This is a genomic window from Microbacterium sp. MMO-20 (assembly GCF_037147735.1).
GTDB lineage: Bacteria > Actinomycetota > Actinomycetes > Actinomycetales > Microbacteriaceae > Microbacterium.
The window spans coordinates 97060-111779 of record NZ_JBBCUU010000009.1 but is presented as its reverse complement, the minus strand read 5'-3'; the positions used below and the strand labels follow the sequence as shown (position 1 = coordinate 111779).

Genomic DNA, 14720 nt, shown 5'->3' with positions numbered 1-14720 from the left:
GTGCGCGTCGCCCGCTTCAGCCACCAGGACGCCATCCGCTTCGGCATCGTCGACGGCACCGACCTCGTCGTGCTTGCCGGCGACCCGCTGTTCGCGGGATTCGACACGACGGGAGAGCGCGTCTCGCTGGCAGACGTCGCTCTGCTGGCGCCCGTGATCCCGCGCTCGAAGGTCATCGGCATCGCGCGCAACTACCGCGATCACGCGGCAGAACTGGGCAACGAGGTGCCGGCGGAGCCCATGATGTTCCTGAAGCCGAACACGTCGGTGATCGGTCCGGGCGACGTGATCGTGCGGCCGACGCAGTCGCAGCGCACCGATTACGAGGGCGAGCTCGCCGCCGTGATCGGTCGGGTCGCGAAGAACGTCTCGGTCGAGGATGCTCTGGACTACGTCTTCGGCTACACGATCGGCAACGACGTGACGGCGCGCGACCTGCAGAAGACAGACGGGCAGTGGGCGCGTGCCAAGGGATTCGACACCTTCTGCCCGCTCGGACCCGCGATCGAGACCGAGTTCACGCCCGGACCCGACGTGCGCATCACGACGCGTGTGAACGGGGAGGTGCGTCAGGACGGCTCGCTGGGGGAGATGGTGCACTCGGTCGCCGAGTTCATCTCCTACGCGTCGCACGCGTTCACTCTGCTGCCGGGCGACGTCATCCTCGCCGGCACGCCCGCCGGCGTCGGCCCGTTCGTTGCGGGTGATGTCGTCGAGGTCGAGATCACAGGACTCGGGACGCTCCGCAACCCCGTCCGCGACGCGTGACGGATCCTACTTCGACGCAGATCGCCGCGATCCAACGTCGGACCGTCGGTGTGCTGGCGGCCGGTCAGGTTCTCGGGGGAATCGCCTTCGGCGCGACGGTCTCGCTGGGTGCGCTCCTGGCGGCCGACCTCTCCGGACAGGAATCACTGTCGGGCCTCGCCACGGCATCCGTCACCCTCGGCGCCGCCTTCTGCGCGATCCCGCTGGCTCGACTCGCCGCTCGACGAGGGCGACGTGTCGCCCTGACTCTCGGCAACCTGTTCGCCCTCGTCGGCATCGCCGTCGTGATCACGGCGGCGGCGCAGCGGCTGTTTCCGCTGCTGCTGGTCGGCGTCATTCTGATCGGTGCCGGCAACGCCGGCAATCTGCAGTCCCGATTCGCCGCGACCGACCTCGCGGACTCGTCGCGTCGCGCGCGGGATCTCGGCGTCGTGGTGTGGGCGACGACGATCGGAGCGGTCGCGGGTCCGCTGCTGCTCACGCCCGGCGAGGCGTTCGGGGCCTTCATCGGCATGCCGCCGCTCACCGGCGCATACGCGTTCTCAATCGTCTCTCAGGTCGCCGCGTTCGCGCTGTACGTCGCCGCGCTCCGCCCCGACCCTCTCCTCGTCGCGCAGCGACTGGCGCTCACCGGCGAGGCGCGTCGCGAGCACATCGTGGAGTCCGACCGTCCGGTCGCCGCGCGCTACGCGATCTTCGCTGTCGCCGGCTCGCATGTGGTCATGGCCTCCGTCATGGCGATGACCCCGGTGCATCTGGCGCACCTTGCGCCCGCTCACGTGACCCTGGTCGTCGGCACGACGATCGCGCTCCACGTCTTCGGCATGTACGGCTTGTCGCCGTTGTTCGGACTCCTGGCCGACAGGGCGGGCCGGATCGCCACCATCCTGGTCGGGCAGACGCTGCTCGCCGCGGCCCTTCTGCTCGCCGCGATCGCGCCCGACTCGCAGTGGGCGGTCCTCGCGGCTCTCTTCCTTCTCGGCGCGGGGTGGAGTGCGGCGACGGTCGCAGGAGCTGCGCTGCTGACGGAGAGCTCTCCGACCGCCCTGCGCCCTCGCCGTCAGGGGCTCAGCGACACGATCATGACCTTCAGCGCCGCCGTCGGCGCCGTGCTCGCGGGTGTCGTCCTCTCCGGGATCGGCTACGGCGGGCTGGCCCTCGTCGCCCTCGTCGTGGTCGTCGCCGTCACGGTGCTGTCGCCGTACGCGCGCCGCACTGCGCCCGTCGCCCGGGAGCACGGCGTCTAGATCTGCGTTTCGATCGACGCGTTTCAGCGCCCGAGCGTTCGAGCCGCTCGGTCGACGTCGCCCCGATCGTTGAATGCGTGGAACGCGACGCGGGCCTTGCCCACGCGCCCGGAGGCGACGATCCCCGCCGCGGTGAGTGCCGCAAGCGCGTCGCCTGCGGCATCCGGCCACGTCACGATCGCACTCGGCCGCTCCGGTTCGACGAGGCCCAGCCGCGAACGGAAGTCCGCCGCGAGAGCCGTCACGTGCGCGAACACATCGGCCATGGGTGCCGCGGCGAAGGCCGCGAGCGCAGGCTCCGCGCCGACGAACGCCTGCCAGACCGGCGAGACGTCGAATCTGCGTGCGCACCGGGCGAGTTCCGCGTCTCCGCCGTAGCACGAGGACCATGGATCATCTCCCGCATACCACCCGGCGTGCACGGGGGTCAGCGCCCGCGCGTACTCTGCGGACAGAACCAGGAAGGAGACACCGCGCGGGCAGCATAGCCACTTGTACGCATGGCACACCAGGGCGTCGACGCGCGTTGCATCGACCGGCATCCAGCCCACCGCCTGTGTCGCGTCGCATACCGTTCGAGCGCCGACGCGAGCCGCGGCCCCGACGATCGCGTCGATATCGGCGACCTCGCCGGAAGCCGACTGCACGAGCGAGAACGCCACGAGGGCGGTTTCGGGCGAGATCGCCTCGGCGAGCTGTGCGAGGGGAGCGGTGCGCACGCGGATGCCACGGCCGGCATGCACGAAAGGCAGCACGAGCGACGAGAACTCGTCTTCGGGGACGAGCACCTCCGCCCCCGGGTCGACCCCGGCGGCGAGAAGGGAGCCCTGCACCGACGTCTGCGACCCGATGGCGACCCGATCGGGTGAGACACCGACGAGAGCGGCGAGGTGCCCGCGGGAGGCCTCGACCGCGCGACAGTACTCCGCGATGTCCGGCCGTCGCGCGTACTCCGCCGTCATCGCGTCGCGCGTGCCGGCCGTCACGAGTCCCGCGGTGCACGCGGCGAGGTACCCGTTCGTGTTGGAGAACTGTGCACGCAGTTCGTCGAGCGCGCTGCGGGTCGCTGTCGTCATGTCATCCAGCCTCCCGACTCCCCTCACATACATCTACGGCATCATTCCGATGACATGCATGACGTGAGATGATGTGTCAATGACGGATGCGGCCGCCGATCTCGATGTGCAGAGCCTGCGGATCGTGCGGGCGATCGCGGATACCGGATCGATCACCGGCGCCGCGGCCGCGCTCGGATACAGCCAGCCGGCGATCAGCCAGCACCTGCGCCGCCTCGAAGCCCGGCTCGAGATCGCCGTGGTCGAGCGGGTGGGGCGCGGGGTGCGTCTCACCGAGGCCGGGCGAGTGCTCGCGCGTCACGCGCCCACCGTCGCATTGGCGGTCGAGGCGGCCGCGGAGGAGCTCGCGCAGCTGCGCGGTCTGCGCACGGGCCTCGTGCGGCTGGTCGCATTCCCGTCGGCGTCGCCCGTTCTCGTCCCGCGCCTCCTCGCGGCGCTCGCGATCTCCCATCCCGGCATCGCCGTCACCTACCTCGAGGCCGAGCCACCGGAAGCCGTCCAGGCCATCCGCGAAGACCGCGCCGATATCGCCCTGACGTTCAGCTATCCGGGTGACCGCGACGATCCGCATCGCCACAGCGCCCGCGGGCTCTCGGTACGCAGCGCGGGTCGCGACGACCTCATGCTCGTCCTCCCCGCCGCACATGCGCCCGTCCGGGGCGTCGCGGATCTGTCCGACGAAACGTGGATCGCCGGATGCCCGCGCTGCCGGGGGCATCTCCTCGAACTCTGCGAAAGGGCGGGTTTCGCCCCGCGCATCGGCTTCGAAACCGACAACTACGTCGCGGTCGAGGGACTCGTCGCTCAGGGCATCGGCGTCGCCACCCTCCCGCGCATGGCACTCGATTCCTTTCCGATGCTGCCCGGCATCGCGACGGCCCCGCTGCCGCTCGCCGAGGCCCGACGTCTGCACGTCATCACGGCGCAGGGGTCGGAACGGGTGCCGTCGCTCGCCGCCGCGCTGACGGCGCTGCGCGACGTGCTTCCCGCCGCGGGCGCGCGCACCGGTGGCGCCTAGACTGGGGGGGATGTCTGCCGCGATCGATCCCCGTACCACCACCGCCACCGGAGCCGACGTCCGCGTTCGGTTCTGCCCGTCGCCGACGGGTCTTCCGCACGTCGGCATGGTCCGCACCGCCCTCTACAACTGGGCGTATGCGCGCCACACGGGGGGCAAGCTGATCTTCCGCGTCGAAGACACTGACGCCGCGCGCGACAGCGAGGAGAGCTACCGCCAGCTCGTCGACGCGCTCACCTGGCTCGAGATCGACTGGGACGAGGGCGTCGAGAAGGGCGGCCCGCACGCCCCGTACCGTCAGTCTGAGCGCGGCGAGATCTACGCCGGGGTACTGGAGAAGCTCATCGCCTCGGGCGCGGTCTACGAGTCGTATTCGACCGCGGACGAGATCGACGCGCGCAACGAGGCCGCCGGTCGCGCCAAGCAGCTCGGCTACGACAATTTCGACCGCGATCTCAGCGACGAGCAGAGAGCGGCCTTCCGCGCGGAGGGACGCGAGCCCGCCTACCGGCTGCGCGTGCCCGACCACGACGTCACCTATGTCGACCTCATCCGCGGCGAGGTGACCTTCCCCGCCGGATCGTTCCCCGACTTCGTCGTCGTGCGCGCGGGCGGGCAGGCTCTCTACACCTTCACGAACCCGGTGGACGACGCGTTGATGGGCATCACCCACGTCATCCGCGGCGAGGACCTCATGCCGTCGACGGCGCGTCAGCTCGCACTGTATGCGGCCCTCAATGACGCGGGCGTGACCGACTTCGTGCCGCGATTCGGTCACATGCCCCTCGTGCTGGGGGAGACCGGCACCAAGAAGCTCTCCAAGCGCGATCCGCAGGCGGATCTGTTCCTTCTGCGCGAGAAGGGCTTCATCCACGAGGGTCTGGTGAACTACCTCTCGCTCCTCGGCTGGTCGATCGCCGCCGACCGCGATGTGTTCACGCGCGACGAGCTCGTCGCCGCCTTCGACATCGCCGACGTCAACCCGAACCCTGCCCGCTTCGACCAGAAGAAGGCCGAGTCCATCAACGGCGACCACATCCGCCTTCTCGCGCCGGAGGACTTCGCGGCGCGGCTCGTTCCCTATCTCGCCGGAGCCGGTGTCGTCGAGAATCCACCGACGGCGCAGCAGCAGGCGACACTGGATGCCGCCGCCCCCCTCGTGCAGGAGCGTATGCAGCTGCTCGGCGACGCGCCGGGGCTCCTCGGCTTCCTGTTCCGGGACGAGGTCTCCTACGACGACGACGCCGTCGCGGGTCTTCCCGCGAACGCGGGCGAGGTCCTCGTGGCGTCCGTGGGCGCCCTCGAACTCGTGCCGGAGCACGGCTTTACGGCTGCGGCCGTGCAGGAAGCCCTCAGTGGTGCCCTCATCGACGGTTTGGGCCTCAAACCCCGCGTCGCGTATGGACCCCTGCGCGTCGCCGTGAGCGGTCGTCGGGTGTCGCCGCCGCTCTTCGAGTCGATGGAGCTCCTCGGTAAGGGCGAGTCGGTCCGCCGGCTCGGCGCGCTCGTCGAGAAGATCGGCTGACTCAGCCGGCGCAGTCGTACAGGTCGCTCACCGGGGCATCCGTGACCGCGGTGCAGTTCTGCAGAACCCACGATCGGATCTGAGCGCTGGTCGTCGAGCCCGTCGTGGGATCCGTGGGTGCGGCGTTGCCGTTCCCCGCGCCGAAGGCGGTGCCCGCTCCGCGACCGTCTCCGCTCGACGTCACGACATACGTCACGTCGCCGTCGGCGACCATCCTCTGGAAGGCGTCGAGCGTCGGCACGGGGTCGCCGCCGTTGAACCCTCCGACAGGAAGGAATGAGCCGCCGTCCGATGCGATGATGAGCCTCGCCGCCGCCTGGGCGCCGAAGACGGCGGCGAGGTACCGACCACCGTCGACGTGCGCGGTGAGCCAGGCGACTGTCTGTGTATCGGTCGGCGCCGACTGTGTGCCTGACGCTCCGCCGCCGTCCCGGGATGCCTTTCCGCGTTGCCCAGCCGCTCCGTCACCGTCCAGAGCTGGACCACCGGAGCCACGCGAGGGGCCGGCACCGGGTGCTGCGCCCGGGCTGCCGTTCGCCGCCGCGCTTCCGCCGCGCGTGAGTGCGCCCGAACCGAACCCGCCGCCGCTCATCGCCGAGATGCCGCCGGCGACGGGGTTGGTGGAGTTGGGTGTAAAAATCGTCACCACCGCCAGCGCCGCCGGGCTCACGACGAGCGCGACCGCGGCGACGACTGCGGCGATCGGCATCCGCACTCCGCGGCGCCACTCCCAGATGGCGAGCGCACCGGCGACGGCCGCGACGACGAGCTGCACGACGGCGACCGGCGCGAGGAACGCGGCTCCGCCGTTGCCGACGAACCCGATGCCGATGGCCGTCACGGCGGCGATCCCGATGAGGGCGAGTTGCGCCCAGAGGGCGTGTCGACGTCGTGCGATCGCGAAGGCCGCTCCGACGAGCAGGGCCACCGGAACGGCGAGCGAAGCCGTGTAGAACTGGTGCATCCCTGCCACGGCGGAGAACATGGCGGCGAACGTCGCGAACCACACGGTACCGAAGAGCGTGAGCGCGCGATCGAAGCGCAGGACGAACAGGATGACGGCGGCGGTGATCGCGACCGGGAGCATCCACCCGATCTGTGCAGCCAGGTTCTCATTGAGGAGCCGCAGGACCGACGGCTCGCCGGAGAAGGGGGGTGTGAACGAGCGGTAGGCCGAGGCATCCGCCGTCGACGAGCCGAACCGCCCGAGACCGTTGTAGCCGAACACCATCTCCCACGGGCCGTTGGTGAGCGTGCTGCCGATGTACGGACGGCCGGAAGCCGGGACGAGGGAGACGGCCACGACCCATGTGAGCGAGAGCGCGATGCTTGTGACACCGGCGATGGCGAGGTGACCGACTCGGCGCGACCAGCTCTGCCGCGTGCAGAGGTAGGCGACGGAGAGTGCCGGCCAGACCGCCCACGCCTCGAGCATGTACGTCTGGAACGCGGCCGCGATGAACACGCCGGCCAGCACGAGCCACCCGAGGCTGCGCCGCTCGAGCGCTCTCGTCGCCGCCCACGCGGTGAGCGCGAGGCAGAGGACGAAGAACGTCTCGGGCTGATTCGACCGCGCGACCGCCACGAGGATCGGCGTGGTGGCGACGACCCCGCCGGCGACGAGACCCGCGACGGAGCCGGCCCAACGGCGCGCCGTGACGGCGGTGATCACGACGGATGCCGTCGCGGCGAGCGCGTTCGGCACGATGACCGCCCAGGGCGAGAAGCCGAGCGCCCTCACGAACAGCGCCGGGATCCAGAACGAGCCCGGGATCTTGTCCAGCGTCACCGTGCCGGCGGGGTCGAGCGCGCCGAAGAAGAAGTTGGACAAGCTCCCGCTCATCGACAGCGCGATCGACGCGTAGTAATCGGACATCGACCCCCCGACGCCCCAGGCGGTCAGTGCGAGCGCACCGAGCGCGAGGACGACGACGCCGATGTTCCACACCCGGCGGCGGCGAGTCGACGTCGGGATGTGCGCGGCGACGCGCGACGTGAGGTTCGCGGGGGAGACACGGGCGATCGTCACGCCGTGACGCTAGGACGGTGGGCGATGCGCGTGCCGCGAACGGGGTATGCGTCGGCTGAGAGCCCCTATGCCGGCGTCACTCGGCCCAGGTCATCCAGATCACGGTCTGACCGTCGACGGTCTGCGGACCGGCCCCGACGGCGTAGCGTGCCGAACTCGGGTCCGCGCCGTCGAGCCACCAGATCGACGTGCCGTAGCCGGTGCTCTGCCGATAGCCCGCGGCCGTCAAGGCGGCGCCGACCGCGGTCAGTGCGGCGTCCGTGTCGCCGGTGAACATCGCTCCCCGGCGATGCGCGCTGCCGAACTCGTCGTCGACGTAGCAGGTGGGGAGGATCGACGGCGTGGATGCCTCGGGAAGAGTGAACTCGGACGAGTCGTGCGGCGTCGGATCGCTGTACCCGTTGGCGTCCATGTAGGCGATCATCGCGTCGGTACATCCGTAGGAGCCGCCCCCCGCAGCGCCGGAGTCTCCCGCGGCTGGCGATGCGGCAGCCGGCGGAGCGGACGCCGCGGAGTCGGCCGGTGCATCAGCGCCGGCCGAACAACCCGCGCACAGCACGGCGGCGAGGGCGAGCATACCGAGGACGAGAGGGCGCGTCAGCGACATGAGCACAGTGTGGAGGACGCGAGCCCGCCCGGACAAGAGGAGGGGCCGGCCGTTTTGGCGTGCTCGCTGGTCGTGGGCTAAGCTAGACCCTCGGTACGACTTCGGTCGGAACCCCTTGGGGTATGGTGTAATTGGCAACACGGCTGATTCTGGTTCAGTTGTTCTTGGTTCGAGTCCAGGTACCCCAGCAACGAATCGCTAGAGTTCTCTAGGAAGTCCGGCTCCCTCCTCACTCCGTCTAATGGCCCGATCTGGCGTCCAGTGACCAGATTGGTGACCAGAAACCCCCACGGGGCGCGTTTCGTGGTCGTCTCTGCTGATGAGGTACGCACTCGCCCCCGCTCGTTCGCGTGGGTACGCGCTCCGCACCTGTCAGGCATGGAAGCTCATGCACGCATCGAGGTCGAGCCCGCGTTCCTGACCCAGGCTGAGGTGGCCGTGCTGCTGGGCGTGCCCGAGCGCACGCTCGAAGGCTGGCGCCTCACGAGGTCTGGGCCGCCGTGGCCGAAGCTCGGCCGGCACGTCAAGTACGACCGCGACGACGTGCTCGCCTGGGCGCGGGAGCAGCGTCATGGCTAGGCCGAAGATCGCTGCGGGCGAGGTCGGCCAGGTGCAGGTGACCCAGCTCGCGAGCGGCAAGTGGCGGGCACGCGCCCGGATGCGCGACGACTCCGGCGAACTGGTGCAGCTCCGTGCCGAGGGCGCTACCGAGGCTGACGCCCGCAAGGAACTGCTTTCGCGCGCGAAGACGTTGACCACGCATACGAAATCCATCGTCACCTCCGGATCGACCATCGCGGAGGCGGCGGAGGCGTGGCTGCCGACGGTGAAGGTGCGCGCCGAGAACGGCACGCTGTCGTGGTCAACGTATGAGAACTACGAGACCACCGTCCGTCTCACGCTCGTCCCCGTCTGTGGGGGCGTCACGCTGGAGGCGCTCACGGTCGGCCGCTGCGACCGGATCATCCAGAATCTCCTCGCCGACCGGGGCGTGTCGTCGGCGCGGAAGGCGCGCTCGGTGCTGTCGCTCATCTGCGGGTTCGCCGTGCGCGACGACGCGATTCCGACGAACCCGGTGCGCGACGTCACGCGGATGCCGACACCGGAGAAGAAGACCGCGATGCTCACTCCGCAGCAGATCGAGGCGATCCGCGACCTCATGACCCGGTGGCGGGAGAAGGAGGGCATGGGACCGCGCCCGAACTGGCGGGCGCTCGTGGACGGCATGGACATCATGCTCGGCACCTCCGCTCGCGTGGGGGAGTGCATCGGCCTGCGCCGCTGCGACGTGGACATGACCACCGCCCCGCCGACGATCCTGATCGACGGCACCGTGATCCAGAACAAGGCGCAGGGCATTCAGCGGAAGAACGCCCCGAAGCGTACCCGTCAACGTCGTCGCGTCGCGCTCCCCGCTCTTGCGGCCGACGCAGTGCGGCGCCGGCTCGCACTCGCGGAGAAGAGGCTGGAGGCGTTGCTGTTCCCGACGAAGACCGGCAAGCCGATGAGCGTGTCGAACTACGAGCGTCTACTGCGCTCGTTCATCGACGACAACCGTGATGAGCTCGTGCGTCTCGGTGTTAACGTGGATGAGTACTCGACGCACATCTACCGGCGCACCACCGCGACTCTCGTGGAGCGCGCGGCGGGGCTCACGATCGCGTCACGGCTGCTCGGGCATGCGAACGAGATGGTCACACGCAACAGCTACGTCATCACGGCCGAGCAAGTTGATGTCGTCACCGCCGACATCCTCGACACGATCCTTGGGACGTGAGTCATGAGGCTCGCCGATCGCGCGGGAGGCGCGGCGTACCTTCTCACCGAAGCCTTGCACCTGTGCGGGAGGAGAGGTAACGTACCTGCACCACAAGTCCATGAGCGTGCGGCGGCGGTGTGGAATCTCAACCACCGTGGTGGCGCAAGTCTTGCACCACCACGAAGACCGAGCCCCGGGATTGCAGGCGGTGTCAACTTGCCACCACCGCACGAGGACTCGGCCATCCATACTTTGGGAAGCCGGACGGCTCCGTCAATTTGACGGCACCGTGGACGACGCGGATAAACGTGTTGGTCGGCGTCGCACGCCCTTCACTGACGGCCCCGGAAAATTGCCGGGACCGTCGAACCGTAGCCTGAAGCGGTCGCCTCCGCACCTCGTGACGTTGCGAACGACCGCCTCGCGCTGTCCGGTTCGCGTCCGCAAACAGATGAGCCCCTGAGGTCGTCATAGAGCCGCTCGGCTGCATCGTTCGGCTCAACGACGCCCGCGCGTCACCAGCGCGCCGCGACCATGGGCGGCGCTCCCGGAACGACCGTCGCCACTCTGCCCCGATCGTCTCGCCCTTTCATCTGCGCCCCTGCCCAGACGGTCGCACCACGCGTATCTCCTCAGATTCATTCATGGACGTATGCCACCGCGGGTGGGGCGTGCGCACCTCCCTCATGAGACGACTCGTGAGGAGGCCCGGGGTGAAAGGCGGCGTGATCCTGTTCCGCGGTACCGGCACGGCTGCGCGCCGGTACCTGGAGTCCGACAGATCCACCGCCGACGAGTACTACCTGGAGGGCGGCACCGCGCTCCCGGGGTTCACCGTCACCGACGTCGCGGGCGAGGTCATCGAGGGGCGCACGCTCAACCCGGAGCAGTACGCCGCATGGGTCGACTGGACGGACCCGATCAGCGGCACCTCGATGGGAACCCCGCGCGGCGCGGGCGAGGGCATGCGGGGTTCGCCGCGGTTCGCGGAGATGGTGATCAACGCCCCGAAGTCTCTCTCCATCGCCGCCGCCCTGCATCCGGAGGTCTCCGACGCTCTCGACGCCGCGCAACAGGATGCGGCGGAGGAGATCCGACGCTGGCTCGCCCAGCACTCGGTCACCCGAATCGGGCCTCGGCACGCACGAGAAGTCGTGCCGGTGCAGCGGCTCCAGACCATCGCCGTCACGCACAAGACCAGCCGAGCGGGTGACCCGCATCGGCACATCCACTTCCAGATCGGCACTCGCGTCTACGCCGCGGGAAAGTGGCGCGGTCTGGACACCGCAGCACTGTTCAAGCAGCAGGGCGCTGTCCGCGCTCTCGGCACCGCGATCATCGCTGCGCACCCGCGGCTTGCGGCGGTGCTCGACAAGCTCGGGCTCACGCTCGACCCGGTGACGGGAGAGGTGGCAGAGCTGGAGCCGTTCAACGCGGCCCTGTCGAAGCGCGGTGCGCAGGTCGAACGCAACCTCGCCGCCTTCGAGGCCGAATGGGAAGCTGCGCATCCCGGCGAGGAACCCGGGCCGGTCGTGCGGGCGCGGCTGAAAGCGAAGGCGTGGGAGCACGAACGCCCAGGGAAGAAACCGACGGTGCTCGGCAGCGAGGCCGGTTGGCGTGCGGAGCTTGAAGACGCAGGCTACAGCCCGGATGAACCACGGGCGCACAGGCCTGCACCGGTTGCGCTCGACGAGCTGCGCATCGAGGAAGTCGCATCTCGTGCACTTGACCGTGCGGCGGCTGGCGCATCGGCGTGGACGGCGCATACGCTGCGCGAGCACGTCACCCGCATCACCACCGAGCACGGCGTGCAAGCCACACCCGAGGAGCTGCGAGAGTTCGTACAACTGGCGACGCAGCTCGCAGCATCGGATTGCCTCTCCGTTTTCCCACCCGGTGCGCCGAAGCCGGAGCACGTCGCGCATCTGACGTCGTTGCGCGTCGTCGCTGCCGAGACGGAGCTGCGCGACCTGCTCACCGCACGCGCGGAGAAGTCCAACCAGCGCATCCCGGACCTACACGAGCTTGCGGTGCTGGCGGACCTGGATGATGACCAGGAGCGGGCGGCCGCCGTCGTCGCATCCCCCGACCCGCTCGTCGTGGTCGAAGGCGCCGCGGGGTCGGGCAAGACAACGATGCTCAAGACAGCCATAGCCGCCGCAGCCGTGGACGGTCGTGAGATGCGGGTCGTCACGCCGACGAAGAAGGCCGCCGACGTCTCTGCCCAGGAACTCGGCATCCCGAGCGACTCCGTTGCTGCGCTCGTCTACGCGCATGGATTCCGGTGGAACAACGACGGCGTGTGGACGCGCCTGCGGCCCGGTGATGCCGATCCCGAAACCGGAAGCACCTACCGGGGGCCGGTGCAGGAGGCACGTCTCGCGCGAGGTGAGCGGATCGTCGTCGACGAGGCAGGGATGCTCGACCAAGACTCCGCCCTCGCCCTGTTGCACGTCGCGGACGAGGCCGGGGCGACTGTCGCCCTCGTCGGAGACCGGGCGCAACTCTCCGCGGTCGGTCGCGGAGGCGTTCTCGACATCGCCGCCAAGCTCACCCCAGCAGTCGTCGATATGACGAGCCTGCACCGCTTCACCGACCCCGCCTATGCGGCGCTCACGCTCGAGCTGCGGCATGCCCGCAACCCCGTCGCGATCTTCGATCGACTGAACGAGTGTGGACTGATCGTCCTGCACGACACCGACCACGACGTGCGGGAGAACATTGCCAGGACGACGCACCCAGCGGATACGATCACCGCTGCGACAAACGACGAGGCCCGGTCGCTGAACGAACGCATCCGTGCCGAGCGGGTCGACCGCGGCGAGGTCGATGACGCGCGGACGGTGTTCGGCAGCGACGGCCTACCAATAGGTGTCGGGGACGTGATCCAGACTCGCCGCAACCAGTCCGCTCTCGGCGTTGCCAACCGGCAGACCTGGACAGTGCAGCACGTCGGCAACGACGGTGCGCTGAGCGTCGTCGAGATCGGCAACGGTCGTAAGCAGCAGCGCACCGTAACCTTGCCCACGGAGTACGTGGCCGAGGATGCGCATCTTGCTGACGACTTCGTCGACCCGGCCCTGGGCGGGCTCGACGCCAACGCCCTGTGGAGCCCCGTCGAACGGAATTGGAGCACGGCATCCGGCGCACCGTCTGAGCCGACCGAATCGGCTACAGGTAGGGCGGAACTGTGACGGTTTCTGCCGGACCTCGCGGCACCTGATCTGGTGACCAGACGGTCAGCCCCGTATGACGGCCCGGGCGACGGCTGCGACAGCCGTGTTCACGCCTCTGGGCCGCCAGTGCACCCGCATCGCCCCCGCGAGCAGGTGGAGCGCGTCGAGCGTGGGACTCTGAGGTGAGGGGGCACGGTAGGGGTCCTCGCGGTCGCGCCAGCCGAGATCGAGCATGAGTTCGCTGATGCTCGCTTCCCACAGTTCAGCGGGTGTCTCGTTCGCGACGACGGTGAGCGCCATCCATCCGGCGTGCCGCTCGGCGGGGGTTGTTCCGAGCGGGAGCCGGCCGGTGATGTGCCGCAGGATCGCGCGCGGGTCATCTCGGCGTTTGGCGATGGCCTGAGTCGGGGCGATGCGGCCCTTGCGCACCGACACGAGTCCCAGCGCTCGTGCCGTGGCGCGGAGTTCCCAGACGGGCCAGGTGAGGTCTTCGCGGTTGGCCTTGCCGATCCACCATTCGGTGATGCCTGTGCGGTGTGCGATCTGCTCGACGGCGGCGGGCTTCAGATACCCGGCGCTGGTGAGCGCCACGCCGTCCCCGACGACGTCGAGGAGCACACGGAACGGCTCGGTGAGATCGGGGCCCTCGTCGGTGCTGATATCAGTGGCACCGGATGCGGATGGATGCGTGAGCGCGTCGCGCAGGCCGCGTGCGCCGCGGTTTCGCGCCAGTTCGAGCAGAGACTCGAGTTCCTCGACGACCGGGATCGGCTCCGCGGTGGCGGCGGTGATGAGCTCGTTCGTCTCATCGATGTCAAAGACATCGGGATGCCAGCCGTCGGGCAACCACGCGCGTCCTTGCTCAGCGTTCTCGAACACCTCGGGACGGAGGACGTCGTCGTAGTCGCTGCGCACCCAGTCCGCGAGTTCGCTGTAACCCCAGACTCCGCCGCAGTCCTCTGGCGGGCAGGCGAGCTTCCCGCCGACGCACACCGGTGCCGGAGGTGGGCTGTCGAGCACCTTCTCGACGCGCAGGATATGCGACCAGCCATCGCCGAAGTCGTAGTCGTACCAGAGGCGATCGCCCTCGTCGGCGATGACCTGATCGAGACGCACCTCGTCTTCGAGCATCCCCTCGTCGCCCTCATCGAGGTCGAACTGCGTGAGGAACTCGGGAGCGTTCCGGCCATTGCTCGTGCGGAAGCGGTGTAGGTGATTGTCGGTCCATCCCATCGCCGCCTGGATCACCTCGTGCAACCGCGGGAGGAGGATGTCGCCGGGCACCTCGATACGTCGCCACACCGGCGGCTTCGTGCGCTGCAGATCGATACGGATGCGGAAACCCCGCACCACCGACGGCACTGGGAGGAGTTGCGGCTCGGGACGACGCCAGAGGTCGTCCAGATGATCGGCGTCAGGGCGCAGCGCGGCGATGAACTTCTGAAGATCCGGTGCCTCGAACTTCTCGGATGCCATCTTCCTTCTCCCGGCTCGGGCACATCACGTCGGGATGCG

Annotated in this window: 11 protein-coding genes and 1 tRNA gene; 8 read left to right on the top strand and 4 right to left on the bottom strand. The window is 69.2% G+C overall.

What is annotated here, in order from left to right; genetic code table 11:
• Entirely contained in the window at positions 1-768 is a 768-nt protein-coding gene (locus tag WFI52_RS12155; protein WP_336627279.1) for a fumarylacetoacetate hydrolase family protein, read from the top strand.
• Positions 765-2015, top strand: coding sequence for an MFS transporter (locus WFI52_RS12150; RefSeq protein WP_336627278.1), 1251 nt, complete (start codon positions 765-767; stop codon positions 2013-2015). Before WFI52_RS12155 ends, WFI52_RS12150 begins: the two co-directional genes overlap by 4 nt.
• Before the next feature lie 23 nt (positions 2016-2038).
• On the opposite strand, the gene WFI52_RS12145 is transcribed toward WFI52_RS12150, so the two are convergent.
• Positions 2039-3091, bottom strand: coding sequence for an aminotransferase class V-fold PLP-dependent enzyme (locus WFI52_RS12145; protein WP_336627277.1), 1053 nt, complete (start codon positions 3089-3091; stop codon positions 2039-2041).
• 79 nt (positions 3092-3170) lie between these two features.
• Between WFI52_RS12145 and WFI52_RS12140 the strand changes: the two genes are divergently transcribed.
• Both WFI52_RS12140 and gltX read left to right on the top strand, forming a co-directional pair.
• The gene (locus tag WFI52_RS12140) at positions 3171-4109 is read left to right on the top strand and encodes a LysR family transcriptional regulator (RefSeq protein ID WP_336627276.1); all 939 of its coding nucleotides are present in this window, start codon (positions 3171-3173) and stop codon (positions 4107-4109) included.
• A gap of 10 nt (positions 4110-4119) precedes the next feature.
• Entirely contained in the window at positions 4120-5634 is a 1515-nt protein-coding gene (gene gltX, locus WFI52_RS12135; RefSeq protein ID WP_336627275.1) for a glutamate--tRNA ligase, read from the top strand.
• Between the two features lies 1 nt (position 5635).
• Here the strand turns inward: gltX and WFI52_RS12130 are convergent, their stop codons facing one another.
• Both WFI52_RS12130 and WFI52_RS12125 read right to left on the bottom strand, forming a co-directional pair.
• Entirely contained in the window at positions 5636-7663 is a 2028-nt protein-coding gene (locus tag WFI52_RS12130; RefSeq protein ID WP_336627274.1) for an ArnT family glycosyltransferase, read from the bottom strand.
• 76 nt (positions 7664-7739) lie between these two features.
• Positions 7740-8270: a hypothetical protein gene (locus WFI52_RS12125; protein ID WP_336627273.1), complete on the bottom strand. Its 531-nt coding sequence runs from the start codon at positions 8268-8270 to the stop codon at positions 7740-7742.
• 116 nt (positions 8271-8386) lie between these two features.
• On the opposite strand from WFI52_RS12125, the gene WFI52_RS12120 reads away from it, so the two are divergent.
• The 4 genes from WFI52_RS12120 (at position 8387) to mobF (ending at position 13223) form a co-directional block, all read left to right on the top strand.
• A tRNA-Gln gene (locus WFI52_RS12120) sits at positions 8387-8458 on the top strand.
• A gap of 190 nt (positions 8459-8648) precedes the next feature.
• Positions 8649-8849 carry a helix-turn-helix domain-containing protein gene (locus WFI52_RS12115; protein WP_336627272.1) on the top strand — a complete coding sequence of 67 codons (201 nt, stop codon included), beginning with the start codon at positions 8649-8651 and terminating at the stop codon, positions 8847-8849.
• On the top strand, positions 8842-10047 hold the full coding sequence (locus WFI52_RS12110; RefSeq protein ID WP_336627271.1) for a tyrosine-type recombinase/integrase: 1206 nt from the start codon (positions 8842-8844) through the stop codon (positions 10045-10047). The genes WFI52_RS12115 and WFI52_RS12110 overlap by 8 nt, the downstream gene beginning before the upstream one ends.
• Positions 10048-10742: 695 nt before the next feature.
• Positions 10743-13223 carry a MobF family relaxase gene (gene mobF, locus WFI52_RS12105; RefSeq protein ID WP_336627270.1) on the top strand — a complete coding sequence of 827 codons (2481 nt, stop codon included), beginning with the start codon at positions 10743-10745 and terminating at the stop codon, positions 13221-13223.
• 45 nt (positions 13224-13268) lie between these two features.
• Here mobF and WFI52_RS12100 read toward each other — a convergent pair whose 3' ends face one another.
• Complete coding sequence (locus WFI52_RS12100) at positions 13269-14681, bottom strand: plasmid pRiA4b ORF-3 family protein (RefSeq protein ID WP_336627269.1); 1413 nt, start codon at positions 14679-14681, stop codon at positions 13269-13271.
• Positions 14682-14720 lie beyond the last annotated feature (39 nt).